This window comes from Paenibacillus sp. J22R160 (assembly GCF_059692135.1).
Map to the genome: position 1 here is coordinate 244,328 of NZ_JCAUAU010000001.1, position 25,436 is coordinate 269,763.

Consider the following 25,436-nt stretch of genomic DNA (forward strand, 5'->3'; position numbering starts at 1 on the left):
TTGGTCTAGCCTTTCTCCCTTATTTTAACAATATGAGTCATTTGTCCAAGCAAGCAGGTAATTGTCTGCATTAACTAGTTGTGAAAATAAATATGGGAGGTATTTTGCTATGGGCTGCAATACCAATGCATCTGCAACTGCTTTAACTTGCTGTTCGGATAAAACCTTTGTTCAGGATAAAGTATGTACACCATGGAGTGGCACTGTCGTAGCCGCTGTTGTTTTACTTACCGTATTTACAAATAACATCAATCAAAATATTGTCGGAACGGGCTATTTGCAATATGACGTTGGACCTGCTGATATCACGTTTGATTTGCTGAATAGTGCAGGAGTTGCCATGATTTCTCCAATTACAATTTCCCCTGGATCGAGTCTATCTTTTACTTATCGAAGATTCGGATCTATCCGGTTAACTCTGCCTGGAGCAACCGCTGGGATTTATCAAGGAGAGTTTTGCATAACAACTCGTTATCCAGTCCAATAAGAGGTACAAAAGGAGGGACACATGGATATGTGTGATACAGCACTTAGTTGTTGTACGGATAAAGTATTTGTGCAAGATAAAGTATGCACGAATTGGCTATTTACTGCCGCAGATACACAAATCATTTATTCGGATAACATCTCCAGCATCATTAATGGAACAGGGTATGTGAAATTTGAAGCGGGCACTACGACTACCGTGCTGACTGTTAACTTTTTTAGAACAGGAGTCGTCGCTCCCATTCAAACACTTATCATTCCCTTTGGAGGAAGTGCAACTTTCACTGTAGGACGATTTGATAGCATTTTTTTCGCAACAGATGGGACTGCACAAGGCGAATTTTGTATAACCGTACGTTATAGCCTTTAAAACCGAGTTATTCCTCGTTACGGCAATCGGACTCCGATGGTACCTGCAGAGTTGTTGAAATGACATATTTCCCTTCCACATACGTCATCTCTGTAGCTTGCACGGAAATATAAATGGATTTCGTCCCCTGCCCTATAAAATTGATCGTACTGCCTGGTGGTACAGTCAGTATTTTACTTTCTGTACCATCAACTTTCACCTCTAATGCTTCAGTACTGCTTGAATTCGAAAAGATACTTATTTGGGCTATCGTGATATTGGAGTCAACATCCGATTCCCATATATAGAATCCAGGCTGCTGTCCTTGAAATAAAATATTTCCGCAGCACTCTTTATCAACAACCAACTTGGAGGCAGTTTTAACCGGCGGATCTGTACAAGGTATTCGGATTGGATACGCCCATGGAATTGATTTTTGGAATTTGCAAGCTTTTGTAGGGCAGCGAAAAACGAGCGAAAGTCTCCTTTTGGGTGCTTTCTTTTTACGACATGGTGTGCGAAGTTTATAGGTTATTTTTTGTTTGTTTTTCGAACGGCATGTGGGCTTTAGCTTGAGCGTGATCTTCAAAGATAACATGATTTTCTTCTTGCAGCCTTTTCTCTTTTTCAGCATTTCCCCCCCTCCCTTCAAAAGCCATATTGCAAATGCACACTTGATATTAAATGTATCAACTCCGCACATGGTCATTCATTAAAAAAGAAATTTTTTTTCAGAAATTCAAGTTATCTCATGTACGGACCAAACAACACCATTCGAACCACCATTTCCAATGTTTAAATTGATAGTCAAAGCGTCGGCATTATAAAAAAGTCCAATAACATCTCCTGCAGAAAGTGATACCTCCCCCGCCAATGTGATATTTCCATTTCCCAAAACAGCCCTTAAGCTTAAAACTAGGGCCACGTTCACATTTAAAATAGGTAATAGCCCGCTCACCAAATTCGTTACCGTTGGCGATGTTCGTTGCACGACAAAAAAAGGATTGATCCCTGCGCCAAGGCTTACAGAGACAGCAGCTGTCGTCGTGTAATTGATGGTGGCCAGAATTGTATATCTACCTGTAACCGGGATTGTAAAATTTCCAGTAACTGCATTAAAATTGGCATGGCCATAATAAGGATTCGCCGTCGACCAATTCGTAAGCTGTGAGCTCGCAGAAACAGAAACTGTGGACAAGAAAGCCGAAAACCCAACTGCTGCGAAGTTTGGTCCTGTGGCTCCCGTTGCTCCCGTCGGCCCCGCGGCTCCTGTGGCCCCCGTCGCTCCCGTCGCTCCTGTGGCCCCCGTCGCTCCCGTCGCTCCCGTTGCTCCCGTCGCCCCCGTCGCTCCCGTTGCTCCCGTCGCTCCCGTCGCTCCCGTTGCTCCCGTCGGCCCCGCGGCTCCTGTGGCCCCCGTCGCCCCCGTCGCTCCCGTTGCTCCCGTCGCTCCCGTTGCTCCCGTCGGCCCCGCGGCTCCCGTGGCTCCCGTTGCCCCCGTTGCTCCCGTCGCTCCCGTTGCTCCCGTCGCTCCCGTTGCTCCCGTCGGCCCCGCGGCTCCCGTGGCTCCCGTTGCCCCCGTGGCCCCCGTCGCTCCTGTGGCTCCCGTTGCTCCCGTCGGCCCCGCGGCTCCCGTCGCTCCCGTCGGACCAGTCGCACCTCTCTTCTTCGAAATCCCATCGCAGCTCAATGAGCCATAACTTGAGCAACTTGAACAACTAGAATAGGAAGATTCTAAGAATACTTTGTTACATTTTGAGCAGCTATATGACATTCTAGCAGCCCCTTTCTTTATTCCAATTGCATTTTACATTACACATAACAACTCTATTACTAGTAAATGCATTTCCCCTAGCTAATGCTTGTACGTTAGTCTTAATCCATAACAAAAAAGGACCAAATTCTTGTCAGGAGACAAAACCTAGAACCCTATATTAATGTAGAAACTACGAATATATTACATCGGTAGATCGTAACCAGTAATCGTTTTGGTTTCCAGGCAATCTTCCAGACCGTAAATGCCGTATTCACGACCGATACCGGAATGCTTGAAACCGCCGATAGGAGCCTTCATTTCAAAACCTGCCCCGTTAATAAGCACCACGCCGGCTTGGATACGGGACGCCAACTCGCCAGCTTTCTCCAGGTTCGCAGTGCTGATATATGCACCCAGACCGTAGTCCGTGTTATTGGCCATCGCCAGTGGTTTAACTGCCGGCGCGGCCATCATCGACCCGAAAGTCGTAATAACTGCCAGCGATAATAAAGAAATTTCGTTTCCGCTAACTTGCCTTGGTCGACTGCGTTTGCGATTGTTCCCTCAGCCATTGAAAGTCAATGCATTTCGGAATTTTCATTCTATTATAAAAAACAAAAAAACAGGCTGCGAGACCCAAAGTCCCAAAGACTGTTTTTCAGACAAGTATTGCTTTCCACGAGGCCTCCATAATTTGTTGAATCTGGAGCTCGTTCATCGGATATTCCCGTACCTAATATCCTTTCAAAATAGAAGCTATCATCCCGTGGATGAGCTGGTGACACAAATGAGAATCCATTTCTTTGATGCCCTGCTTCTGGCCCTCGACAATCAAAGAAATAATGACATCTCGGGAATTCTGGGCATCGTCCATCGACCGCAACTCAGGTGAGATATACGGTGAATAGGAAAAGCTGTCGATAAACATGAACTCCTTCGGACAATGAATACCGAACTGCAGTCTATTTAACTGAAGACACCTGAGCCGCTCATACAAGCTCGCTTCATCGTTCCAGACCCTACGTTTGCTCGCTTAAATATTTTTGGAGAAGGTAACTGATTATATCCAAAGGCAGAAGTCAAGTAGGCAGGCCCTTATTCCGTGGAGGGTTCGAAAGTTTTGACGACTTCATAGCTGCCCGGTTCAAACGTAGCTATCTTCATAGCTTCCTGAAGATATGGAAGAGGTTTCGGGTCATTTCTCATCGCTTGGTAATCTTCCATACTCCTCCACTGTGCATACATCGTAACTTTAGTTCCTTCTGTCCCTCGGTGGAGGCTGCAAGAAATAAATCCTGTCGCGTATCGAACGGAGACATCTGTTGCACTAGTGAGTAAATCGATTAGATGTTCTTGATTTTCGGGTTCCACTGTGAACACATTAATAAATGTAAGAACGTTATTATTCGTTGATATCAGTGTCATTAATATAGCTCCTCCTATATTTATTCTCGCGTATCTTTCGCTTTGTGACATCATCTTATTCATGCAAGAGTCTGATCCAAAAAACTAAACAATAACAAAAAGCCCGATTAGCCCGGAACAAGCAGGCAGTCGAGTTTTTGTTTGTTAGATAACCCTCTATTTCGTTCTCTATCAAACACTCAACTGACGGAGGAATTCGAGCACACGTTGCAACAGCAACGCAGAAGCATCAGCGTCATAGGATGATAAACTGCTATCAGCGAAGTAGTGTTGATCGCCTGGATACAGAAAGAGGTCGACATGCTTGGCCGAAGCCGCGAGCTCACGAGCCGCTTCAATGTCGCCGTCGTCAACGAAGTACGGATCAGCGTCCATACCGTGAATCTGTGCTGGCAGATCCACTGGCCAGGGAGACTCAAACATCGAGGTTGGAACGCAGGAGTAGAAGAGCAACGCGCCAATAGCGCCATCCCGAGTCTGGGCGAGCTTCTGGGCAGAGAGTACACCTAGCGAGAACCCCGCATAAACAATGTCTTTTGGAAGCTCCCTTGCCACACGTTCGCCGCGCTCCATAATCTCTTCGAACCCAATCTCCTTGACATAACCCATGCCGTCCTTGATTGTGGTAAACAAGCGACCTTCGAAAAGGTCAGGAATATGTACCGTGTGCCCCTCATTTCTAAGCTCCTCAGCAAAGATGTGAATACCCTTGGTCAGACCCAGCGCATGATGAAATATAAGAATCTCGGCCATCTTTCTTCTCCTCCTCGCAATATCTATTTACAGTCATCCACACACTTCAAAAACAGGTTACTTTTATACTTCTTTTCAGCCTGTTGGAAATCCTTTGACATTTTCGAGAAAATAATAAAAAGGCTCGATCTTCTCTTGCGAGATTCTCGAACCCATTTGAATAGTAGGATAAAAGATTAGTCAGCTTGGACAAGGCTTATATCGATTGATTTCCCATCCACACAATTAAATTGAATGGTTGTCGTGGAATCTGCTGTATGTATTACTCTAGCAAACGGGCTGGATTGCTTCAAGGCCCATAGGCCTTTCAAGGTCACAGTATCCTGTTTCATCACACTCGGTGCAGAAGTGTCTTCCTGCACCGTCTTCATCCTTAGATCCGGATCTGACATACTCAAGTTCAGGTTATTGCTGTCGACACTCTGTATCATTAGCAACATGGGGTTACTAACCCGCTTCAACAGTCCCTTATTTATGTCAGAAATGCTATCGAAGATAGCATAGCCTGTAATACGCAAAGCTGGATCGTCATTCCTTACGATATGTGACTTCCTGTCCTTCTGCATGACCGTATATCTCACTTTGGAAACGAAAATGGAGGTGCCCGTAGCGCCTGCGCCTAACTTAATCGCATATTCATATCCCGCTGCTTGAGGCGCTGCGCCATGATTGATATAGGCTGTTGTATAATTGCCCGAAGTGCTTGCGCTCCCTACTGAGTTTTTTGAGTTTTGCACGCCTCTAGTTATAACAGTCCCTTTGGGATTGGGTATAACATAGCCATTTCCATAAGGATCAACCATCCAGATTTTCGTCGTATCCAAAACGAGAACCGTTCGTATTATTAAAGCAATCCACTATTTGCCAAGTAAAGGCTTGTGAAAAAAGGGAAACGGAGCAAGCAAATGCGCTTGGCTCCGTTTTTGTTCACTTATCGGCAGTCGGCTTGACATTAACCCCCCCTTCAATATTGATTGATCAATTACTTTTGTGCGTGTGAAGCCTTACTCTCCTGCAATGCCATAACAGTCGCAGTTATACCTTCCTTGAACGGCGTCGCTTTGACCGGTCCGATGAACCGTTTGTATTTTTCCCCGCTTAACTCCAGCGGCTCCTCGGTTAAATAAAGCATCTCGACGATTTCTTTCATCACAGGGACCCCTATGCCAATCAACGATAACCCTAATTTTTTCAAAGGGATGACCGGTTTAACAAAGCCACTTGCTGATTGGGCAATCCGCACGATCTCTCGCCCTGAAATAACGCCACCACCTGGGATATTCCAATTCTGTCCATAAGTGAAATCTTTGCCTGCCAGTTCAGCAACCATCGCAGCTGCGTCCGGTAAGTAGACGAATTCGCGGGGGACCTGCATGTTGCCGATGTAGAAGGCCATTTTGCCAGCAGCGATCGCTTCCAGGGTTGAGCCTAAATAGGAAGCTTCATTAGCAGTAGGCCCATAATAATCTGGCAACCGAACGATCATGACTTGTGCCTTGCTCCACCGTTTGCTAAACAGCATCCGTTCGTAGTCCAGTCGAACTTTTCCTTTTATTGTATGAGGCTGCTTGGGATGTTCTTCTGTTACAAGCTCCATCTGTCTTCTCCCATAAGGATAGATCCCGTCGATCGCTACGACTTTAATCGCGAGCCGTTCCGCGGCCTCCATCACTGATTCGCCTAATGGAATGAGTTTGGTTATCATTTCGTGATAAGGTACGTTCGCGCAATGGAACAATACGTCAGCTCCACCTGCTTGAGCCACTATGTCATCAGGGCGCATGGCGTCTCCTACGGAAAGAGTCAAATTGTTCGGATTTCCAAGTTTCCCAGCGAACTGCTCTAATTTCTGGCGAGAACGTCCAAATGCAATGGTTTCAACACCTTTTTTGACAAGTTCTTCTGTGATTGCTGCTCCCGTTCCGCCCGTTGCTCCAATTACGATTGCTTTATTCATTATTATCAGCTCCATCTCGTATATTTGTTATTGGTCAATCACTAACTTGAAATCATCTTATCATTTAGTTATTGATTAGTCAATCACTTTTTTTGAAAAAAAAGGGACCCACAGCAACGGGCTGAGGGTCTAAGGTTTATATTTTAAAGGGGGGTCGAGATTTATTATAGGCTTATTTTATTAATGCCACATGAATGTAAGATTTCAATTCTGTTACATTCTCTTAACGCTTATTACCGATCCAAATGCTTCAATATTTCACTCAATGACATGCCGTCTACAGGTATGAACTGCCTCCAGTAATCAATGGAATCCTGCAATTTCTTCCTAATATCGATGTTCATCTCGCTAGTGCCAGAGAATATCTCGAGCGTTAGATAGATTTCCTTGCATTTGGGAGGGAGCCCCTCTTCGTCAGGAGTTTGATAGGCTTTCGCAAGTGCCTGTAACACAGGTTCTCCAAAAATGATGCCGTTGCGGTTGCAAGCCTCCGTAAAAGGCTGATGGGATGAGGATGTACCAGTTGTTTGTTGTAAATGTACGATTGGGGAATAACAGCCAAGCTCTTCAAGCCAACGATACGTATCACCATCCGATTCAGCAGCAAATAGATAGGGATAACGATCTATTTCTTGCAAGATTTGCTCCATCATACCCAGCTGATGCTCTTCTGGCGCATGTATCATTTGTTGAAATAAATCATTAGAGGATGTTGAGCCTATCCAAAATGAATCGAGACTCCCTTTTAGTCTAAAACGATTCGCCATTTCCTTCATAATTGGAATATCTGGACGAAGGAACTTACGCTGTCCACTTTGATGGCCGGTGTCCAATGTTAAATAAAACGGCGCTTGGGATATGCGGAACACTTCCTTAAGCAGACGTTTTGAACCGTCGATCGTCCACGGTATTTGATGCGGCGTGTACATTTGCTCGACACCAGGGGTGCGAATCCCCCTATCTTGGCAATATGCTGCAATATCTGCGAGTCTGGCAGTTAAATCTTCTTCCGTTTCGCGATAAACCACAGGGTTCTGTAGGACATAATCGGAGAAGGCATGGCAATAAAAGCCGATTCCGGCCCCGATGTCTCCCGCAATATCGGCCAATGGTTTAATCCAATTATTTTGAATGCGCTCGCGGACAGCAATGTCATGATGAGCCAATCCTAACGTTGCATATGTGCCATGCCCGGAATACATATTCGCTACCTTTACACCCGTGTTCTCACTTACGGTTTTCACTTCTTGAACCCATCTTTCCATATAATCCATGCCCATATAAAGAGGATCGCATTCATTATCGGCGCTAGCTTCAATGTAATAAACACCCATTGATTTGAGTAAATTCATCCATTCCGCTGGGCGCGTCCATCTCTTTGAAAGGACACAATTATCCACAGCCAAATAAAGCTTAGGATCTATCATACAGCATCTCCCTTCAATTCGGTTTTACAATTCTTTGCATTTCTTAAACTTAGCTGAAAAGGCAGCCAATGGCTGCCTTCAAACATTTTTCACCTAAGATATATCAGTGTTGTATTGAGTACCAATTCAGCACCCGTAAGGCGCGAAGAGTGTTCCAACGACTCGGCTCGCCTTCCACACCTTCCATGTCGAAGTGAACTCGATCGGGGTGTGAGTTCTCAAGCAGCCATTTCCCATGTTCGTCTTGTTTCTTCGCAACCAAACCGACCGCCTCGGTGACTCTTTCATCGGGTTTAACACCAGCGCTGCGTAAGTAATCCAGACCACGCAGTAAGTCATAATGCCATGTCGTTGGGAACGAAAACCGCGCCCAATTGGGATCGATCACCTCGCCAGAGGAGAGTGATCTCAACATGCGGCGCTCCAAAAGGTACTCATGTGCCCGGGCTCGAGCTTCGGTTACTGCAGCAGTTTCACCCTTAGCCTTCTCGTATTCTAGTAATCCTTCCAGGACACAGATGGTACTATGGAAGGAGGATCGCCGACTTGTAGGAGCGTTGCAATTCCATCCTCCGTCCTCAAGCTGCTCACTGAGAAGTCGATCGACTAGCCGAGCACTTCCCTCTCCAAAGTAGGAACCAGCGCCAAGTATCCATCCATTGACACAGGGCTCGGTCTCCCCGTCAAAGTAGGGCTGGCCTCCCATTTGTTGCGGCCAAGTGATGTTGTCACGCACAAGACCGATCGATCTACGGGCCTCCTCACCCGACGGATCCAAGCCCAGATCCTTCAATAGCAGCAACGTGTAGCTCGTACATAGCCAGTTCCGTGCGTCGGCGTCACCGCCCCAGTTGCCCTTGGAAGATTGCAGGCCGAGAACCCGGGCACCCCAGCCTTCCGATGCAATCCGAGATCGCTCTGCGGCAACGCGGTCATCGGGCTCTTTGGTTAGGTCACGCATCACTTGCCAACGGATCGCAGGGTCCCCGCCAAGCAGCCACTCTATGACTGATTGCTTTGGGTTATGAAATTGCCATTCGGGATTTTCAGTAGACATCTAATGATCCTCCTTAGCTGTATTTGACCATCGCTAAATTAGTTGTAATTTTATATTCGTGAGGTAGATAAATTTTCCTGCTCGTTAAATTACCGCTAAAATTTGATTTTTATGATGATGGTCGTGATCGTTAAACTCGTGAATAATGTAAAGGAGAGAATAGGATGTGCCTGTGTGCGGGCAACATTCTACTCCATTCGCAGTAACATGTTTGGCAACAATATCAGGATCAGCTAACAGCATTTCAACTAGATTAAGACGAGTTTGCTTATATTCATCGAGCAGACGATCTTTAGAAATGCCCGATCTGGCATACTCATAAGCTAGTTTATTAAACGAATTGAACTCCGGAAATACCATTCCTTCGCCATTTTTAATCGCTGGGATAATCGTAGAGATGAGGTAAGAATCCCAATTTTTAAGATGTGAAATTATTTCGCCTACGGATGCTTTTCCTTCAGCAATTGGTTGTAACCAAATGCTATTATGTACACCATGTAAGGTATCTGTCCACTCTGTAAACTCTTTATACCGAAGAATCGTGCTATTCCCCAAGTTGATCATATTGGAACCTCCATTTAGTTAAACTTGCCGTATAGTTTTTGGACTAACTCAGCGATTTCTTTTTCATCACATGATCTTTCCTGTGCAATGAATTTCATACCTTTCGTTTCACTATGACCCATTCGGGGAATGAAATGTGCATGGAAGTGCGGGACTCCGTCAATCGTTACAAGTGAATAAATCCGTTCCGCATCCATAATCTCTTTAAGAGTCGAATAAATTTTTTTAACCAGATACCCGTAAGAACTAGCTTCCTTATCTGTCATCTCAGAGAAATCAAGGAAATGTCGTTTCGATTCTATCACCAACTGCCCTAGAACCGATTGTTCAGCAGGAAAATGGCAGACCATCCAGTGCTCATCCTCATAAATATACCCACCAGGCGGTTGGTTAGAATTTCCAGCATGTTTGTCACAAATGAAGCAAGGCATGCATATCGCCTCTTTCAAGTATAGTTAACTCTCTCTAAATGGAAAAATCTTTTATTTTCTTCTACCTATATATAACAGATGCGATGAAACTCCCAAGACGGATGGGTCTTTGGCAGTGCTAATGAGAAATTTAATCAACTTTTCATATTCGCCTTGCTCTCTCCAATACTGTTTCTGTTCGTTACTTATCATTCCTCCAATACTAGAAGAACCAATTAAATCAATAGTTTCAAATCCGAACTTCTCCATAAAAGGATTTATTTCATCAATGTTAAAATAATAAGCTCCTGTAAATCGACCTTTATCGAAATGATTAAAAATCCCATTTTCATAAAACTCATTTATTGTATCCATATTGTCATTTGGTTTCCAATATTGAGGGAACTGTAATGAAGTAAGTGCCATTCTCATCCTACTTTGGAAAGCAACAAATACGATGCCATTTCGCTTTGTCACACGAAACAACTCCCTAGTTGCTGAAACTCGCTCACCCTCTTTTTGCAAATGATACAAGGGGCCTAACATCAGAGAACCATCATAAAACTCATCAGGTACCCCATCTAGATGTATTGCATTTAATACATGAAATCCGTTAAATTGTCCTGTTAAACCTAATTCAGATGCCTTCTGTTTAGCCACTTCAACTAGCTTAGGTGTCATGTCAGATAGGGTTACGTTATATCCGAGTTTCGCTAGTTCAATTGCGTATTTACCTGGTCCTGCACCATTATCCAGCACGGTTCCACACGAAGGAAGATACTTCCTTATATAATGAAAATTAATAGTGAATTCCAACGGTTCTCTTTCCAACCTTCCCCATTCGTCAAAGCTAGAATAATAATCTATAACATTCTTCATCTGTCATAACTCCTCCCATAAATAATTATATTTTCTTGTAAAAGAATAGAAAAAACCTATCGCCTACAAAGAGGCGATAGGTTTGACCTTCGCGGTACCACTCTTCTTGATTCGTTGGTTAATCAAAAAACAACGAAATCTAATAACCCGATTACGGAGGTTAACCGTTAAGATCTATTGATTTTCGATCTTACCGCTCATGGGCGAGTTGGGGAACTTATTGACTGTCTTGCACCAAACGACCAGTTCTCTGAGCAATAGTTATTCCTTAATACTCCCAATCATTGCGTTTAGTCCGTATTTTGATTGGACTTAGTATACAGTTGCCAAATAATCCCTGTCAATATAAACTTATTTCTGTACTATGTTTTCCTTCACATAAGCCTTGTCCATTCATACTTTATATCTTCAAGCTGCTCTTCATTGTCATTTCCCCTATCAATAATCCTAAATCCGTTTCTCTCATAAAATTTTTGCGCATTCTTGTTAACTTCAAACGTATATAAAAAAAGCCTTCCATCCGACTGCTGTTTGGCGAGGTTCAGGAGCTTTCTCCCTACTCCTTTCCCTAGATATTGCGTATGAACGTATAATTGATTAACCCAATTCTCGTTACAAGCCAGTATACCGACTACTTGCTCCCCTAAAGCTTCAATGGCAAGATATATCTTATTATTTTTGATCAAAATATGATTCAGAAAAAATAAATGATCTTCAACAGAATGTATGTCCTTTTGCCCAATCGCTTGTTCCTTGCTCTCTCTCCACATCTTAACCGTTTGTAACCCATAGGAAGGGTCATATTCGATAATTGTAATGTCCATTCGATCATCTCCTTTTTTCTGTTCAACAGCGGGGATGCTGACATTCTTACCTATTATATATTCATCAATAAAAAAACATCACCATTTTCGAGGGCGATGTTTATGTTTTTATCGATTAAACACTTCGGCTGTTTTATGCTAATGTATCATTTCTCTTTTACCTACATCAATGAGATTCACGGATCAGGCTTAGATGCTCCTGCGCATCTATCTCGCGCATCGAGAGCTTAGCACCTAGGGATCGGAAGCTGCCAATAACATCTTCATAGCCGCGTTCGATGTGCTCAACACCTGTAATACACGTGCTGCCTTCTGCCGCTAAACCGGCCATCAGCAAACAAGTGCCTGCACGCACATCAGAAGCGTGCACCCAGCCGCCTTGCAATGGGCGTCCTCCGCTGATAAACGCACTTTCTTGCCGTAATTCTATCTCCGCGCCAAGCCGCCGCAACTGCGGAACGTGAGCGAACCGCTTTGGATATACTCGTTCTGTAACTATGCTCTTGCCCTTGGCTTGCAGTAGAAGCGCGGTCATTGGTTGTTGCAGATCGGTGGCAAAGCTCGGATACATGCCTGTGCGAATACGCGTCGCTTTCAGCGAATTCGTACCAATAGCGGTAATATGGCTCTCGCCGCGCTCCACATGCATTCCTATTTCCTCCATCTTAGCTAAACATGAGCCAAGATGCTCCGGGATGACGTCCATAACAGTAACCTGACCCCCATGGAGCCCAGCCGCCATCAGAAAAGCTCCAGCAATCAGCCTGTCTGGAATAACCGTGTGTGTTCCCCCGTTCAAATAGGAGACGCCTTCTATTCGGATATGTTCCGTTCCCGCCCCGTAGATTCGTGCACCTAATTGATTAAGGAAGCTTGCTGTATCGGACACCTCTGGGTCAACAGCTGCGTTGTACAATTGTGTCCGCCCTTTTGCCAGCACAGCCGCCAGCATTGCATTAATCGTCGCGCCAGAGGTGATGGTGTCGAAATAAATGTCCGCCCCTTTCAGCTCGGCAGCCTCGACCTCATAGTAATCATTAAAGAGATGTACCTGCGCTCCGAGCGCTTTAAAAACCTTGATATGCTGATCAATCGGCCTTGAAACGAAATTGTCACCGCCAGGTAATCCGATCGTGACTTTACCGAATTTGGACAGTAAAGCGCCTGCAAAATAATAAGACGCCCGGTAGCTCGAAGCTTTACCTGGGTCGATCACGGAACTGTGAATCCATCGCGGGTCAATGATGACTTTGCCGTTCTCCTGATGCAGCTGCATTCCGATATCACGCCCAATATCCGCAATGATTCGGACATCGTCTATACGCGGGATTCCCTCTAAATTTACTATATTATCTGCCAGACAAGCGGCAGCAAGTAAGGCAAGGGAGCTGTTCTTCGCTCCCGGTATATGTACCGTTCCGTTAAGTGGGCCTGAATACTCTGTTCGTATATACTTCAAGAAGTGTCCCTACTTTCCTTATGACGATTTCAATTCCGTTTCGAGCATGTAGCCACTTCCGCGCACTGCGCTAATCAGGAAGGTAGCTTTTCCGTATTTTTTTCGCACCCGGTAGACGAGAGCATTCAGTTCGTCCAGAGTTACATCTGAGAAGCCTTCTGCTCCCGTTGACCTTTCCGGCCATACTCTAGATTTTATTTCCTCGAGCGGAACGAGTCGATTGGCATTTTCATGCAGCACACGAATCAACAAATATTCTTTTTCGGACATTAGGATTCGCTTACCTTCCACAACACATTCTCTTCTCTCCCAATGAATCGTTAGTGGCAGTTCCGGAATCTCTAGTTGCCTGGTGATGCTGAGCGGTTCAATTTCCAGGGTCTGATCGGCAAACATATAAGAAAAGTGGATGACGGTCATCCCCTTAGAAAGCTTAATGATATCAAAATTTTTCAACGTATATGGTGTGTGCGGCGTTAGCAACATGCCGTTGATCTCCGTTCCGTGACGACTCCCTAAATCATATAGCACCGCCATGTCTTGTTCTTTGCGGATGACGAAATGCTCCCGGGAAATAAAGGCGTTCGTAAAGGCCAAATCCGGAGTTAACTGATTGGATACTCGGCCGACCAATGTTTCATCCTCACTAAGATTCACGCAAGTGCCCGATCGAAATGGATCGCCTCGTACGATGTATAAGCATGCAAAGTTTTCCAGCTTTCTCCCCTCCATTTGCTCATGCAGCTTTACCCCTTCTAGCGGGAAAATACCTCAATAATTATCGTAACTCAAACTGAGACTTTTTAAAACCGCTAAACACTGACGCCTCACTCACATTTCAGTAACATTGGGAAGAGGCTTTTTATGAATTCGGCACCCTCATTGTATGGTTAAGGAAACCTAACTTCTTTAGTACAAAGTTTCATCAAATTAAAACTCTGCACCGCGAATTTTAGAAAATACCATAGTATCTCTCAATAATCCATCTACATCACACATATCATTTCTAAGAATTCCTTCTAGTGTGAATCCCAGGCGTTCGGCAATTCGTGAACTTCGAATATTGCGTCCATCACATCGGATTTCAATTCGATTAGCTTGTAACTCATGCACAGCATAGTTTGTAATAGCCTCTACTGCTTCAGTCATATAGCCTTGATTGCCAAAAGATGTACGTATCCAATAACCAATTTCAAATTTTCGCGCTTGCCAATTAATTCGATGTAGACCGCTGCTACCAATTAATTGACCTGTTTCTTTCTGAAAAAGGTGTAATCTTAGATCGGTACGATCCAAGAATTGAAGCCTAGCTCGTCGGATATTTATTTCAGACTGTTCGATTGTAGGAACATTCACAGCCCACGGCAGCCAGGGGCGCAATTCTTCAATACTTTCTTTAACTGCCTCATTTATCCTCACGCCATCTCCCCATAATGGTGCTCTTATAAGCAGACGTTTACTTTCAAAGCTCTCAGGTATCGTAAATAAGATCGGTTCGGTTGGTTTGAAGTTCATTCAATAACCTCCATTAGAGAATATTTGGATTCCATCAGGAGCGAAAAAGACCAAGAAGTAGTTATCTTCTCGGCCTTTTAATGTGGAGTAGAGGACTAGCGTGCGCCTTGGTTCAGCTTATGACTTTGCAGCAAGATAAGCGGCTACCTCAGCCAACCGAGAAGCATAACCCCATTCGTTGTCATACCAGGTAGCGACGGATAATAGTTCACCTTGCACTTGGGTTAAAGGCAAGTCGATAATCGAAGAATGTGGATCCGCCACAATACGAGAAGAGGCCCATTCCCCTTCCAAAACATCAAGAACGCCTTTTAACTCGCCTTCTTTTGCAGCTTCTCGAAACATGTCGTTAATCTCTTGAACGGTGCATGGTTTTTCCGTGATCAGATTAAGTTCCGCGATGCTTCCGGTACGGGTCGGAATCCGGTAGGCTTTGCCCGTAATTTGCAGGTCACTCCAAATGAATTTCAGAGCTTTGGCTGCACCTGAGGACGAAGGAATGATGTTCTCGGCAGCTGCCCATGAATCCCGGCGGTCCTTCATCGGCTGATCCGTTAACGATTGTGTGTTTGTATACGAGTGTACTGTAGAGAATAGGCCGTATTGAATGCCATAGTTTTCTCTAACTAATTTGACAACCGGTGCAAGCGCATTGGTCGTGCAGCTCGCCATGCTAATAATTTTATGCTTTTCCGGATCGAAGCTTTCTAAGTTGATTCCTTTAAGTAATACTGCGTCGCAGTCTTCTAAGGTTTTGCTCGGGCCGCTGACAAGCACTCTTTTGGCGCCTCGCTCCAAATGCATCTCGGCTATCGGTCGTGTAACGGCGCGTCCGGTACAATCAATGACCAAGTCAACGCCTAACTCACCCCAATTTGGCATTTGACTGGCCGAATTCAAATACCGAATCTCCCGGTCGCCTATTACAATTGAGCCTTCCTGACCCGATACTTTCTCATGCCAACGTTTGTAATTTGTATCCACTTCAAAAAGTGCAGCAAGTGTAGCTTCATCTTTAATATCTGAGATGGAAAATGGGACAAACAAATTTTGTAACAATCCCGCCCGAAGGAGCTGTCTTCCGATACGTCCAAATCCAAAAAGCGCAATTTTACCCATAATAGCCTCCATATAAATTAGATTAGTTATATTCTTACTGCTTATTCAGCCACTGTACTTGGTCAATCCATTGCACAAATGCTTGGTGGGCTAACTATGATGATGCCATCTGTCTTTTGAATGGCCTCGCGATAATGCATAACTGAATCTGGCCCTACACCATGATCCAAATCCGCGTTATACAAAGGAAGATTAGCAATCGATACGTAGTCATATTCTGCAGTATCTACAAGTTCTGGGATCGTATTCGCTATCATTTGATTAAACGAATTTTCTCTCAAACTTCCTACTATAATCCTATTCTTTTTGACATCATCCACCTCCAGAATTTATCCTGATATAATCATACAATACTTTCCATATTTTGCGTGGGATAACTTTAGTTTAGGGTTACCACGGCTGTTATTACGGAATAATATCTTAAATTTAAGATATATAATTTTGAGATAATTGTCAATAACTACTTCTGTTGCCTCGGTTCAATGATCCCGAACGATAGAATCGGAATATCCGTATGTAAACAATTAACATTAGCCTTATTATAAGACTAAAGCCTGAACCACAAATATATTTAGAAAGGTGGAATCGGCTATGACAGACAATCTATCGGACAAAAGGGTACAGTTCAGTTCAATTCACAACGCCGCCGCTGACAACACCCTGATACTCTCTTAATTAGTAGATCGCATAAAGTTCACCCTCATGTTTATACTCATCATTACGATTTTTACCCCCCGCAGGAGAACCCAACGATCTTACCTTCCTCGTCTTCTTCGACGAATACTTTTTCATCTTCCTTGTCATCCAGCTATTTACGTGTACAGTTGCAATTCCTTCTATGTCTTCAAGCTTACATTTTGTTCCAGTCAATAGGTGTGGAACAATAGCGCATTCTTCTTCAATAACGAAAAGAGGAGCTTGCCGCGAAGTAAGCCCCTAAACTATAGCTCTTCATATAATCATAGTATTTTTTCGAGTTCAATTTCGTCATGAATCGATATATCGTAATAACCCACTTTGGGGATTGTCGGCTTCAGCAGCTTCCTAGCCTCATCAATTGAATCGGGATATACGGCCGTTATTCGATACCCGCGTCGTTGAAAAAATCTTAACGCATCCACATTATCATTTGTGGTTATAAGCCAAATGCGATTTCTTCCCGATTGCTTTACCATCTGTTCCACTGTAGAAAGTAATTTACTCCCGATACCTGTGTCTTGTACAGTCGCATTAATACTCGTTAACTCGCAATCATCTATACCAAGTCGGTATGTAGCTGCACCGAATCGTTTATCATCGACCCAGGCGATGAATGCATCCAAGTCCTTGATATGGTGCTTCTTACCTTTGGTTATCATGGTTTCGTCGCCCCACTGTAACCACTGTTCTTTCAGCCATTCCAAATCGTTTTCGCTCATAGGAGCTAGAATCCTGATCTCACCATTTTTATCCATTTCCATCACCCCAGTTCAGTATATTACTGAAAGAATCGATAATGAACTTAACGATATCCGCAAACACAAGATTCAATGCTTACTTTTCTTTTTACCAAGCTTCCCGGTTACCGTCATTGAACTTACCACTTACTTAATCCAAACGATTATGCTCAAATACAAATGCCAGAATGTCTCCCGGATTTTTGCCCGACATAAATTGATCAACTATATATCGTGGTCACCGGTAGGCTGATACGCATCCGCAGTACCGAACGTAAAAAATCGCCAGCTCCAGCAGTCCCTGTTCTTTAGCGGCTCATTGTTATGTTAAATATTCCTCCATAGGGCATTCTATAATAAAAATGCGATGGGGAGGAAAAGTGTTGGAACAGAAATACGTTAGAGAGACTAGATGCTTCAAAACTTCAAGAGTGTTTCCGCTGGATGTCAATAACCACAACACGATGTTCGGCGGAAAGCTCATGTCCCTGATCGACGATATCGCATCCATTACGGCTTCCAAACTATGTCGGGTGACGGCAGTAACGGCTTCCACGGACTCCGTCGACTTTTTGAAACCGATCCGTCCGACGGATTATGTATCCTTGGAATCTTTCGTCACTTGGACGGGCAAAACATCCATAGAAGTTTTCGTCAAAGTGATTACGGAAGATTTGCGCACTGGAAAAAGGGATATAGCTGCAACTTCTTTTTTAACCTTCGTCGGACTTGATGAATGCAACAATCCAATCCCTGTACCCCGAATCCTGCCAGAAACCGAAGAGGAACGAAAACTATACGAGACTGCAAGCCACCGCGCGGAAATGCGTAAAATCAGAAGAGAAGCAAGCAAAAATTTCGCTCACTATTTGGTCACAACGTATCCGTGGGAGTGAACATATCTAAGAAGGAGGAAGAAAATGACAAACTTTCAAACAACTGTTGATGAAATGAATGAATACTCCTACATCATAAGAAATGCATTATCCATGGAACTGAGAGTAGATAATTCGAAAGTGGATCACATCGTGGAAATCATGGAGGATCTAGGCTTTAAGGGTAAAAACTCATGGGCATCCATGCAATTATCCGACCATACTGTAATTGAGTTTTGGAAAAAAGAGCTTATAAAATCCTGAGTTATCCGATAATAACGGCATCTTTCTCCTCAATTTGGAAACTTAGTGCTTGGATGTCATAAGTTCAAGCTCTCTTTTCGTTTCCGGATGGACCACTATGCTATCTGTAAGGTTTAGCGTAGAATCTTTTACTTTTTCCCCCCATTTTTCCTTGAAAAGGAACGCCAGTCACATACCATTTCAATCACATACTTCTTTGGCATGGGCAGTGCCTCTTTTGTATTGGGGTTAATAACCCAATACTCCCAATGGTGCTTATTCTTACGCTGATGATGAAGCCAAGCATATTTCCAATCCAGCTCCTCATCCAGGCCCAAAGGTTTTCTGGAATAAAATTTCTTTGCGTAGGGAAAGAACTCCGTCGGTGAAAACTTGGAAAACATGGCATGCAGGTTTTCCAGAGTGATTTTTCTGAGCGTAATCCCCGCGGTAGTCGAAACGACAAGATTCCGTTCTTAAATCTGGATTTCTATGTTGTGCTCATTACACCATTCAATTACCAATTGCCTTATCTTACTTTCTTTGTACTTGTACCATTGCTCATCAACGCCAAGTTCTATTATTCTATCTTTAAATCTTCGAAAAGCTCCTCTTCCTTGAATGGTGTCATACAGTTCTTCTCTATTTTTTTGATCCTTATGACTTACAATAAACTCTTCCATGATTTCATATTCATTGAAGTTGTTTCTTAATGTAAAGTCCACGTAAACCCCGTTTTCATCATCAATTATGCTGATAGCTTTCTCGATATTCTCTCTTTGCCAGTCAGGAAATATTTCAAGTGGTTCTTCATCTTCTGCAGCTCTCATTTCTTCTCTCATTAATGTAATAACTTCCCCTGTATTTGTGTTTATAAAAGTAAAAGTATCATCAATTTGAACCTCAATTTCACTAATAAGATCATCCAAACTTACTGGCATATTATTCTTCAATTGATTTTGCCCCTTTCGATATAATAACATCATATCCAAAAACAAATGAAGCTACCTATCAGCAGCAGTTTCATTCAAGTAAGACCAGTACAACACTTTTATTTGCTATTTATCTTGCACTATCTTTCCTCGCTATACAATAAAAAACCGAAAACTTCTCTATAAATTGAAGTAATTATCTCCCACCATTGAAGCTAATGCTTGTCGAAAGCTTCCTTCATAGTTTTTGCTTTTTGGGTCAAGTGCATGTTCGCAACGCGCAACGTATGCCATACAATAAGTAGCCGCTGCAGATATTTTAGTCATTTCTTCATTTGTAAACTTTTTACAGCGAAAATGCTCATATTCCTTTACGAAGTAATATGATTCTTTTTGATTTGGTGTTATTTTCACAGGGATGTCCCATGTGGTGGTAAAAGTAGCCGCAGCAATACCTAAAACGTTAAGCTCGTCTTCTAATTTTAAACTATCCCAATCATAAATCATGACCACCTGTTTGTTTTCAAAACGAAAATGTTTGAGCGACCAATCTATATGACCTAACACCATATTACCGTTTATATTATTGACTGTTTTTTTGGCATTTTCAGCTACTGCATCAATCCATTCAGCACCTTTTGATGTTCCACTAAAGTCGAATAGATCATTATGTGGGATAGGATATAGTGTTTCACTATGGCAAAATCGGCCATATGTTAACCCCTTCATATTTTTATATGGCTCGGTTTTCGTAATCAATTCAGCCAGTGTATAAGCTATACTTCTTCTAATCACTGGATTATGGGCATCTTGGAGTTCACCAGGATTTGCGAATACATCTACTGTTGCAATTCCATTCCCTAACTCCGTAGGTTCTAATATAACGTCTGGACAAGGGAAGCCGCTTTTTGAGAGGGATTTCTGTACTCTTGATATAGCGGTTAAAGATTCTTTGGAAATTGCTGTTATTGTCTTCTCTGATGTAGGTTTATGTACCTTTAAAAATAGGTCTACTCCATTTTCCAGTTTTAGACCGAATGAAGCTCCCACGCTAAATCCAATGTATAAACATGAAGATATGGAACTTCCAAGATTTTGTATACAGAAATTGTTTATTTCTAACACGATTTGCTCAGTGCTTGTTTTGCCAAGTATGGAATTAGAAAGAATTATGTTCTCCCTGTCTTCTAAGGCTTCATTTAAAGCATCATGGAAATTTTGCTTGTACAAACGCATCTTCTCCCTTTGAGAAAGATTAGAATAAGTATTCATTTCTATATTTCTAAACAATTATCCTCTTAGGGATTTTTATTTTTAATCATAATTGCCCGTTACTTCAACGAGGCTGCCAATTGAAGTCGGAAGCCTCGTCCTAATTTCTTATTGAACAAAAGTTTCTCCGTTAGTTGAATGAGTAATCAATGATACTGTCCTGTTATGTGTTCATTCGAATCTTTTAATAATTTGGAGAGTAGCACAATTTGCCCTGCATGGTATCCGTAGTGAGCCGCTACTTGAACAAGAAGTCGGCTGATTACTCTCACTTCATAGGTTTCCTCTTCTAAAGCGTTAACCCGAAGCATTCTGTTCCAATCGTCCAAGTCATAGCGGATTATGACTTCCCTTTTTAAATCCTCCTCGGACAAAACTGATAATATACTTGTCGATTCGGACCGTGTCCTCAAAAGAAGACTACTCAATTCATCTTTTGATATACTACCATCAGAATTAAATTCTCGAGAGCGTTCCCGAATGAAAGGTTTGTTCCCAATTGCACTTATGAGGTTCTGATACTCGTTTCCTGCTAAATGTAAGCAAAGGTTACCAATACTGTTCATGGAATCCTTCATTTTTTTCCAAATCAAATCATTATCGAGTTGGTTTATGCTCTTAATGATTCGTTCAAGTTGTTTGTTCATGTCTTCGAGTACGTTCTTTGTCAGGTCTAGCACGACATTTCCCCCCTCTGCCATTTATTTGATAAAAGTGTACATATCATTTTTATAATAATTCGCTTAATTAAGAGTGTTTACCTTTAACTAATCTGGCCGTTAGCACAACATGCTGCACGCGGCAGCATGTTGTGGTTAGTTCAAATATCATTATCCGTTAGAATAAGGTTTAGTCCCTGAATCTGTATCTATTAAGAGTAAATTTTAAAGTTTTTTAGTCAACGGAAATAGAACGCAATCTTTAATAGTAGCACTATCAGTTAACACCATTAACAGGCGTTCAATGCCAAATCCCCAACCAGAAATGGGAGGCATCCCATATTCCATAGCTGCTAGATAATCTTCATCCATCTCCATAGCTTCTAAGTCTCCATTGCTCTTAAGAAGGGCTTGAACCTCTAACCTTTTTCTTTGTTCTAATGGATCAACCAACTCTGAATAGGCATTAATAATTTCCGCCCCGTTCACCACTAGTTGGAACCGATCTGTAAGTGTTGGGTTTTGATCATTGGCTCTAGCTAATGGGGATAAATCGATAGGGTGCTGGACTAAAAAAGTTGGTTTTACCAGTTGAGGTCGGCACATTTTCTTGTAAAGAAGATCAATGAAATTACCTCTACCTAAAGATTCAATATCCGATTGTTCTAAGTGAATATTTTTCCTCTTGGTTTCTTGGTATAAACCTTTAACATCAGGATAAAGATCGATATCAATCCCTGTGTCTCTTAAGATTAAATCCCTAAAGGAGATAATCTCCCATTCTAATGAAAAATCAATCATGTGACCATTCATCGTAATGGTAGTTGTATTAAAGGTTCGATCAAGAATATATAGGACCATATCACGCATTAATTTCATTGTATCCTCATAGTTCCAATATGCAGCATATCCTTCAACCATTGTAAATTCTTGAAGATGCTGCGGACTGATCCCTTCATTTCTAAAACACTTTGCAAATTCATATATTTTGGTAAAACCACCTACAATTAATCTTTTTAAATAGGTTTCCGGGGCAATGCGTAAGTTTAATTCAGTGTCTAACGAGTTATGATATGTCCTAAAAGGTTTAGCAATTGCACCCGAGGAAGTATGCTGTAAGACTGGTGTTTCTACTTCTAGGAAATTTTGATCCTCAAAGAATCTCCTAATGGCACTTACCATCTTAGTTCTAGCTAATAAACGTGTTTGCGTTTCTTTTGTCATTATTAAATCTAAATATCGTTGTCTATATCGAGTTTCAATGGAAGTTAATCCATGCCATTTCTCTGGTAAAGTACGTAATGCTTTACCAAGGAATACATAACTATCTATTCGCAGTGTTTTCTCATTTGTCTTGGTCGTATACATATGTCCCTCAACACCGATAAAATCCCCGATGTCAATTAATTTATGAAATTGATTAAAAGTACTCTCACCAACCTCTTCCTTACTCAAGAGTAGCTGTAAACTTCCTTCTATGTTCGATATTGTAATAAAAATAAATTTACTGAAGTTCCTAATACCAATTATTCTAGCAGCAACTCGCACACTAGAAGTACCATCTTCAAGCAAGGATGCTTCATAAAGTTCATAATTTGTTTCAAATTTCTCCGGATATACAGGAATTCCTTGAGATCTTAAACTATCTAAATTCTCTAATCTAAGGAGAATTTGTTCATTACTCATTCTTATCACTCCAATTCATATTGTTATCGGAACTTGGACTTAAAAGCACATATATAACTAAACAACAAAAAACTCCCCCCCCCAAGATTATTCATCTTGAGGACGAGAGTTGTTAGCTTCGTGGTACCACCTCAGTTTATTGATATGTTTACCATATCAACCTCTTCGAGTACGGCAATATTTTATTGATTATACCCTATCTCAGTAACGGGAGATCCCGTCGCAGCATCACTAAGAATTACATCTCAGATCCGTGCGAAGCTCCGAGCCTTTTTTCATTAAGATCATTATTACTCCTTCACACCAAACAGGAGCTCTCTGCAAATAATTAATCTAAATTACTTTTCTCATCATAGCCGAATATTGTTTTTTGAATATTTAAATAATTTTAACAAAAATATATCATCTAGTCAAACTTATGTCAAAATCCGTGTTTGTCTTAATTTAACTATTCTGCCCGTTACTTCAACGGACAACGGCAGTCGATCGTGTACCGGCTGCCGTCATGTCGTTACCGTTAGCACTAACCACTTTATCATCGGAACCTTAAAGAAAACCTGTTGTAACAACATCACTGACACAACCAAGCATTTATTCATTCTGATTCAACACCTGTGAATAATAACTCATTACTTATTATTTTTCTTATAAATTATCTGAAACCATTCACATACTATCGGTATTTTATAATGGAACTCTCGATTCATGTTCTCCAATTCTTTCTTGAAGAAAAGTTCGTGAACGTGCCGCCAATATGTTAATGTACGGTCTCCTTCTCCTTCAAGGTATGCATGTTCAGCGGTAACTTCATCAAATGAAACAACGCTCACATGCGTGGTTACCACAATTGCAACAGCATTTTCGTTGCCATCAAGAATAATGTTGTGTTGACCAACAGTTGGTATTGGTTCTTTTCGCACTTCGAAAAACGTACAGGTAGTTGCAGTTGCTGTTTTTGTTCCTTCTAATACTAATTTGGCAAGTTCATCAGCCATCTCAATTGAGTCTCCGAATGCCCATGCGACATATTCTTTTGGTGCATCTGCATTTATTTTACGGTAGTCTTCCCATAACTGAATAGCCGATTCATTTTCCATATTATTATCAACCTACTTTCTTTCAGACATATTGAATTTAGATCTCGCCGCACCGTTCTACATGTTATGAGAAGCGAATAAATTTAATCTTAAATTTATCAAATGAAGGAGAGATCACATGGCAGGCGAGTCGCAGCAGTTGTACCAATTGATTATTGGTGGATGGATTCAACAATCCATATCCGTTGTGGCGAAGTTGGGCATTCCGGATTTGTTAAAAGAATCTTCTAAAAGCCATGAACAACTTGCTATAGAAACAAAAACTCATGCACCTACGCTATATCGTCTACTGCGAGCGCTTTCAAGCGCCGGGATATTCAAAGAGTTGGATAATAAGTGCTTTGAAATTGGTCCGCTTGGTGTATTCCTACAGACAGAAATTAAAGGTTCTGCAAGAGGCATAGCCATTATGGTAGGAGAAGAATGGGATAGGAATTCATGGAGTAACCTTCTGCATGCCGTTCAAACCGGGGAACCCGCCTTTCTGAAAACATATGGCATCCCCTTCTTCGAATACTTATCGGAGAACCAAGAAGCTGGAGAGATTTTTAATAATGCGATGTCAGGTTTTTCTAAAATAATTGGACCTATGCTTGAAGTATACGACTTTTCTCCATTCAACAAAATTATCGATATCGGTGGTGGACATGGCAGATTGATGGAAGGCATACTGTGCAAACATCCTCATGTTACAGGAGCGATTTATGATCTTCCAGCTGTCATTGACGGAACAAAAACATTCATCCAGAGCGCAGGGCTTGATAATCGTTGCGAATGTATCGCTGGAAGTTTCTTCGAATCTGTTCCTATTGGCGCAGATGCTTATATTTTAAGAAGTATTATTCATGACTGGAGCGATGAAGAGTCCGTCAAGATCCTTCAAAATTGCAGACAAGGAATACTTGATCATGGAAAAATTATATTAATTGAAAATGTCATTGAAACAGGTAACGAATCTGATCCCTTTCTCAATTTTGTAGATTTGGAAATGGCTGTGCTCTTAACTGGAAAAGAGCGAACGGAAGCAGAGTTTAGCGAACTGTTCGAAAAAGCAGGATTTAAATTATCGAAAATAATCCCTACGCCAATGAACAATTTTATTATCGAAGGAATACCAGTATAGGACTTCTACGCCTATACTAATATATTCGAGATGAGTTTGACCGATCCTACCCTTTCAATGGAAAAAGGGAGCAGCTGCTACATGATACCCTGTTTAATTTAACTATCGTGTCCCGTTAGTTGAATGACGTACTGAA

At 42.2% G+C, this 25,436-nt stretch carries 31 protein-coding genes and 2 other annotated features; of the genes, 5 read left to right on the top strand and 26 right to left on the bottom strand.

What is annotated here, in order from left to right; translation table 11 throughout:
- The first annotated feature begins 109 nt into the window (after nt 1-109).
- Entirely contained in the window at nt 110-487 is a 378-nt protein-coding gene (locus AC58UW_RS00930) for a DUF3992 domain-containing protein (protein ID WP_497418846.1), read from the top strand.
- Nucleotides 488-508: 21 nt separating this feature from the next.
- On the top strand, nt 509-856 hold the full coding sequence (locus AC58UW_RS00935; RefSeq protein ID WP_497418847.1) for a DUF3992 domain-containing protein: 348 nt from the start codon (nt 509-511) through the stop codon (nt 854-856).
- 7 nt (nt 857-863) lie between these two features.
- On the opposite strand, the gene AC58UW_RS00940 is transcribed toward AC58UW_RS00935, so the two are convergent.
- From AC58UW_RS00940 to AC58UW_RS01035, 20 genes are all read right to left on the bottom strand, one after another.
- On the bottom strand, nt 864-1,469 hold the full coding sequence (locus AC58UW_RS00940; protein ID WP_497418848.1) for an S-Ena type endospore appendage: 606 nt from the start codon (nt 1,467-1,469) through the stop codon (nt 864-866).
- Nucleotides 1,470-1,574: 105 nt separating this feature from the next.
- Nucleotides 1,575-2,522 (bottom strand): hypothetical protein, encoded by a 948-nt coding sequence (locus AC58UW_RS00945; RefSeq protein ID WP_497418849.1) that lies wholly within the window; start codon nt 2,520-2,522, stop codon nt 1,575-1,577.
- Nucleotides 2,523-2,789: 267 nt separating this feature from the next.
- Complete coding sequence (locus AC58UW_RS00950) at nt 2,790-3,029, bottom strand: aldehyde dehydrogenase family protein (RefSeq protein ID WP_497418850.1); 240 nt, start codon at nt 3,027-3,029, stop codon at nt 2,790-2,792.
- Between the two features lie 654 nt (nt 3,030-3,683).
- Nucleotides 3,684-4,013, bottom strand: coding sequence for an antibiotic biosynthesis monooxygenase family protein (locus tag AC58UW_RS00955; RefSeq protein WP_497418851.1), 330 nt, complete (start codon nt 4,011-4,013; stop codon nt 3,684-3,686).
- A 171-nt stretch (nt 4,014-4,184) separates the two neighbouring features.
- Nucleotides 4,185-4,766, bottom strand: a complete 582-nt coding sequence (locus tag AC58UW_RS00960) for a dienelactone hydrolase family protein (protein ID WP_497418852.1) — start codon at nt 4,764-4,766, stop codon at nt 4,185-4,187.
- Nucleotides 4,767-4,942: 176 nt separating this feature from the next.
- The gene (locus tag AC58UW_RS00965; RefSeq protein WP_497418853.1) at nt 4,943-5,590 is read right to left on the bottom strand and encodes a hypothetical protein; all 648 of its coding nucleotides are present in this window, start codon (nt 5,588-5,590) and stop codon (nt 4,943-4,945) included.
- Nucleotides 5,591-5,748: 158 nt separating this feature from the next.
- Nucleotides 5,749-6,723: an SDR family NAD(P)-dependent oxidoreductase gene (locus AC58UW_RS00970; protein ID WP_497418854.1), complete on the bottom strand. Its 975-nt coding sequence runs from the start codon at nt 6,721-6,723 to the stop codon at nt 5,749-5,751.
- 233 nt (nt 6,724-6,956) lie between these two features.
- The gene (locus AC58UW_RS00975; protein WP_497418855.1) at nt 6,957-8,150 is read right to left on the bottom strand and encodes a sugar phosphate isomerase/epimerase family protein; all 1,194 of its coding nucleotides are present in this window, start codon (nt 8,148-8,150) and stop codon (nt 6,957-6,959) included.
- A 103-nt stretch (nt 8,151-8,253) separates the two neighbouring features.
- Complete coding sequence (locus AC58UW_RS00980; RefSeq protein WP_497418856.1) at nt 8,254-8,562, bottom strand: hypothetical protein; 309 nt, start codon at nt 8,560-8,562, stop codon at nt 8,254-8,256.
- Between the two features lie 194 nt (nt 8,563-8,756).
- On the bottom strand, nt 8,757-8,882 hold the full coding sequence (locus tag AC58UW_RS00985; protein WP_497418857.1) for a hypothetical protein: 126 nt from the start codon (nt 8,880-8,882) through the stop codon (nt 8,757-8,759).
- A 409-nt stretch (nt 8,883-9,291) separates the two neighbouring features.
- Complete coding sequence (locus tag AC58UW_RS00990) at nt 9,292-9,771, bottom strand: DinB family protein (protein WP_497418858.1); 480 nt, start codon at nt 9,769-9,771, stop codon at nt 9,292-9,294.
- Nucleotides 9,772-9,785: 14 nt separating this feature from the next.
- The gene (locus AC58UW_RS00995) at nt 9,786-10,220 is read right to left on the bottom strand and encodes an HIT family protein (protein WP_497418859.1); all 435 of its coding nucleotides are present in this window, start codon (nt 10,218-10,220) and stop codon (nt 9,786-9,788) included.
- A 33-nt stretch (nt 10,221-10,253) separates the two neighbouring features.
- Nucleotides 10,254-11,060: a class I SAM-dependent methyltransferase gene (locus AC58UW_RS01000; RefSeq protein WP_497418860.1), complete on the bottom strand. Its 807-nt coding sequence runs from the start codon at nt 11,058-11,060 to the stop codon at nt 10,254-10,256.
- A gap of 66 nt (nt 11,061-11,126) precedes the next feature.
- Nucleotides 11,127-11,354, bottom strand: a binding site (T-box leader).
- An 80-nt stretch (nt 11,355-11,434) separates the two neighbouring features.
- On the bottom strand, nt 11,435-11,884 hold the full coding sequence (locus tag AC58UW_RS01005; RefSeq protein ID WP_497418861.1) for a GNAT family N-acetyltransferase: 450 nt from the start codon (nt 11,882-11,884) through the stop codon (nt 11,435-11,437).
- A 166-nt stretch (nt 11,885-12,050) separates the two neighbouring features.
- Nucleotides 12,051-13,343: a UDP-N-acetylglucosamine 1-carboxyvinyltransferase gene (gene murA, locus AC58UW_RS01010; RefSeq protein WP_497418862.1), complete on the bottom strand. Its 1,293-nt coding sequence runs from the start codon at nt 13,341-13,343 to the stop codon at nt 12,051-12,053.
- A gap of 18 nt (nt 13,344-13,361) precedes the next feature.
- On the bottom strand, nt 13,362-14,000 hold the full coding sequence (locus tag AC58UW_RS01015) for an FHA domain-containing protein (protein ID WP_497418863.1): 639 nt from the start codon (nt 13,998-14,000) through the stop codon (nt 13,362-13,364).
- Nucleotides 14,001-14,273: 273 nt separating this feature from the next.
- Complete coding sequence (locus tag AC58UW_RS01020; RefSeq protein WP_497418864.1) at nt 14,274-14,858, bottom strand: GNAT family N-acetyltransferase; 585 nt, start codon at nt 14,856-14,858, stop codon at nt 14,274-14,276.
- 117 nt (nt 14,859-14,975) lie between these two features.
- Nucleotides 14,976-15,977: a type I glyceraldehyde-3-phosphate dehydrogenase gene (locus AC58UW_RS01025; RefSeq protein WP_497418865.1), complete on the bottom strand. Its 1,002-nt coding sequence runs from the start codon at nt 15,975-15,977 to the stop codon at nt 14,976-14,978.
- A gap of 62 nt (nt 15,978-16,039) precedes the next feature.
- Nucleotides 16,040-16,297: an NADPH-dependent FMN reductase gene (locus AC58UW_RS01030; protein WP_497418866.1), complete on the bottom strand. Its 258-nt coding sequence runs from the start codon at nt 16,295-16,297 to the stop codon at nt 16,040-16,042.
- 639 nt (nt 16,298-16,936) lie between these two features.
- Nucleotides 16,937-17,437 (bottom strand): GNAT family N-acetyltransferase, encoded by a 501-nt coding sequence (locus AC58UW_RS01035; RefSeq protein ID WP_497418867.1) that lies wholly within the window; start codon nt 17,435-17,437, stop codon nt 16,937-16,939.
- Between the two features lie 359 nt (nt 17,438-17,796).
- Here AC58UW_RS01035 and AC58UW_RS01040 point away from each other — a divergent pair, with 359 nt between their 5' ends.
- Nucleotides 17,797-18,309: an acyl-CoA thioesterase gene (locus tag AC58UW_RS01040; protein WP_497418868.1), complete on the top strand. Its 513-nt coding sequence runs from the start codon at nt 17,797-17,799 to the stop codon at nt 18,307-18,309.
- 24 nt (nt 18,310-18,333) lie between these two features.
- Nucleotides 18,334-18,552 (top strand): hypothetical protein, encoded by a 219-nt coding sequence (locus AC58UW_RS01045; protein WP_497418869.1) that lies wholly within the window; start codon nt 18,334-18,336, stop codon nt 18,550-18,552.
- Nucleotides 18,553-18,680: 128 nt separating this feature from the next.
- Here AC58UW_RS01045 and AC58UW_RS01050 read toward each other — a convergent pair whose 3' ends face one another.
- From AC58UW_RS01050 to AC58UW_RS01075, 6 genes are all read right to left on the bottom strand, one after another.
- A complete protein-coding gene (locus tag AC58UW_RS01050; protein WP_497418870.1) occupies nt 18,681-18,935 on the bottom strand; it encodes a DUF5662 family protein in 255 nt (84 codons plus the stop codon).
- 72 nt (nt 18,936-19,007) lie between these two features.
- Nucleotides 19,008-19,484: a UPF0158 family protein gene (locus AC58UW_RS01055; protein ID WP_497418871.1), complete on the bottom strand. Its 477-nt coding sequence runs from the start codon at nt 19,482-19,484 to the stop codon at nt 19,008-19,010.
- A 159-nt stretch (nt 19,485-19,643) separates the two neighbouring features.
- The gene (locus tag AC58UW_RS01060) at nt 19,644-20,735 is read right to left on the bottom strand and encodes a hypothetical protein (protein WP_497418872.1); all 1,092 of its coding nucleotides are present in this window, start codon (nt 20,733-20,735) and stop codon (nt 19,644-19,646) included.
- Between the two features lie 146 nt (nt 20,736-20,881).
- A complete protein-coding gene (locus AC58UW_RS01065) occupies nt 20,882-21,436 on the bottom strand; it encodes a DUF1572 family protein (RefSeq protein WP_497418873.1) in 555 nt (184 codons plus the stop codon).
- Nucleotides 21,437-21,619: 183 nt separating this feature from the next.
- Nucleotides 21,620-23,080 (bottom strand): lysine--tRNA ligase, encoded by a 1,461-nt coding sequence (gene lysS / locus AC58UW_RS01070; RefSeq protein ID WP_497418874.1) that lies wholly within the window; start codon nt 23,078-23,080, stop codon nt 21,620-21,622.
- A gap of 95 nt (nt 23,081-23,175) precedes the next feature.
- Nucleotides 23,176-23,443 (bottom strand) — a binding site (T-box leader).
- A 266-nt stretch (nt 23,444-23,709) separates the two neighbouring features.
- Nucleotides 23,710-24,177 carry an ASCH domain-containing protein gene (locus AC58UW_RS01075; protein WP_497418875.1) on the bottom strand — a complete coding sequence of 156 codons (468 nt, stop codon included), beginning with the start codon at nt 24,175-24,177 and terminating at the stop codon, nt 23,710-23,712.
- A 118-nt stretch (nt 24,178-24,295) separates the two neighbouring features.
- Between AC58UW_RS01075 and AC58UW_RS01080 the strand changes: the two genes are divergently transcribed.
- Nucleotides 24,296-25,300 carry a methyltransferase gene (locus tag AC58UW_RS01080; RefSeq protein ID WP_497418876.1) on the top strand — a complete coding sequence of 335 codons (1,005 nt, stop codon included), beginning with the start codon at nt 24,296-24,298 and terminating at the stop codon, nt 25,298-25,300.
- Nucleotides 25,301-25,436 lie beyond the last annotated feature (136 nt).

Coding starts and splice junctions, on each gene's coding strand:
- AC58UW_RS00930 (WP_497418846.1), top strand. CDS start 110: ATGGGCTGCAATACCAATGCATCTGCAACTGCTTTAACTTGCTGTTCG.
- AC58UW_RS00935 (WP_497418847.1), top strand. CDS start 509: ATGGATATGTGTGATACAGCACTTAGTTGTTGTACGGATAAAGTATTT.
- AC58UW_RS00940 (WP_497418848.1), bottom strand. CDS start 1,469: ATGCTGAAAAAGAGAAAAGGCTGCAAGAAGAAAATCATGTTATCTTTG.
- AC58UW_RS00950 (WP_497418850.1), bottom strand. CDS start 3,029: ATGGCCAATAACACGGACTACGGTCTGGGTGCATATATCAGCACTGCG.
- AC58UW_RS00955 (WP_497418851.1), bottom strand. CDS start 4,013: ATGACACTGATATCAACGAATAATAACGTTCTTACATTTATTAATGTG.
- AC58UW_RS00960 (WP_497418852.1), bottom strand. CDS start 4,766: ATGGCCGAGATTCTTATATTTCATCATGCGCTGGGTCTGACCAAGGGT.
- AC58UW_RS00970 (WP_497418854.1), bottom strand. CDS start 6,723: ATGAATAAAGCAATCGTAATTGGAGCAACGGGCGGAACGGGAGCAGCA.
- AC58UW_RS00975 (WP_497418855.1), bottom strand. CDS start 8,150: ATGATAGATCCTAAGCTTTATTTGGCTGTGGATAATTGTGTCCTTTCA.
- AC58UW_RS00990 (WP_497418858.1), bottom strand. CDS start 9,771: ATGATCAACTTGGGGAATAGCACGATTCTTCGGTATAAAGAGTTTACA.
- AC58UW_RS01000 (WP_497418860.1), bottom strand. CDS start 11,060: ATGAAGAATGTTATAGATTATTATTCTAGCTTTGACGAATGGGGAAGG.
- AC58UW_RS01005 (WP_497418861.1), bottom strand. CDS start 11,884: ATGGACATTACAATTATCGAATATGACCCTTCCTATGGGTTACAAACG.
- AC58UW_RS01020 (WP_497418864.1), bottom strand. CDS start 14,858: ATGAACTTCAAACCAACCGAACCGATCTTATTTACGATACCTGAGAGC.
- AC58UW_RS01025 (WP_497418865.1), bottom strand. CDS start 15,977: ATGGGTAAAATTGCGCTTTTTGGATTTGGACGTATCGGAAGACAGCTC.
- AC58UW_RS01035 (WP_497418867.1), bottom strand. CDS start 17,437: ATGGAAATGGATAAAAATGGTGAGATCAGGATTCTAGCTCCTATGAGC.
- AC58UW_RS01045 (WP_497418869.1), top strand. CDS start 18,334: ATGACAAACTTTCAAACAACTGTTGATGAAATGAATGAATACTCCTAC.
- AC58UW_RS01050 (WP_497418870.1), bottom strand. CDS start 18,935: ATGTTTTCCAAGTTTTCACCGACGGAGTTCTTTCCCTACGCAAAGAAA.
- AC58UW_RS01060 (WP_497418872.1), bottom strand. CDS start 20,735: ATGAATACTTATTCTAATCTTTCTCAAAGGGAGAAGATGCGTTTGTAC.
- AC58UW_RS01065 (WP_497418873.1), bottom strand. CDS start 21,436: ATGGCAGAGGGGGGAAATGTCGTGCTAGACCTGACAAAGAACGTACTC.
- lysS (WP_497418874.1), bottom strand. CDS start 23,080: ATGAGTAATGAACAAATTCTCCTTAGATTAGAGAATTTAGATAGTTTA.
- AC58UW_RS01075 (WP_497418875.1), bottom strand. CDS start 24,177: ATGGAAAATGAATCGGCTATTCAGTTATGGGAAGACTACCGTAAAATA.
- AC58UW_RS01080 (WP_497418876.1), top strand. CDS start 24,296: ATGGCAGGCGAGTCGCAGCAGTTGTACCAATTGATTATTGGTGGATGG.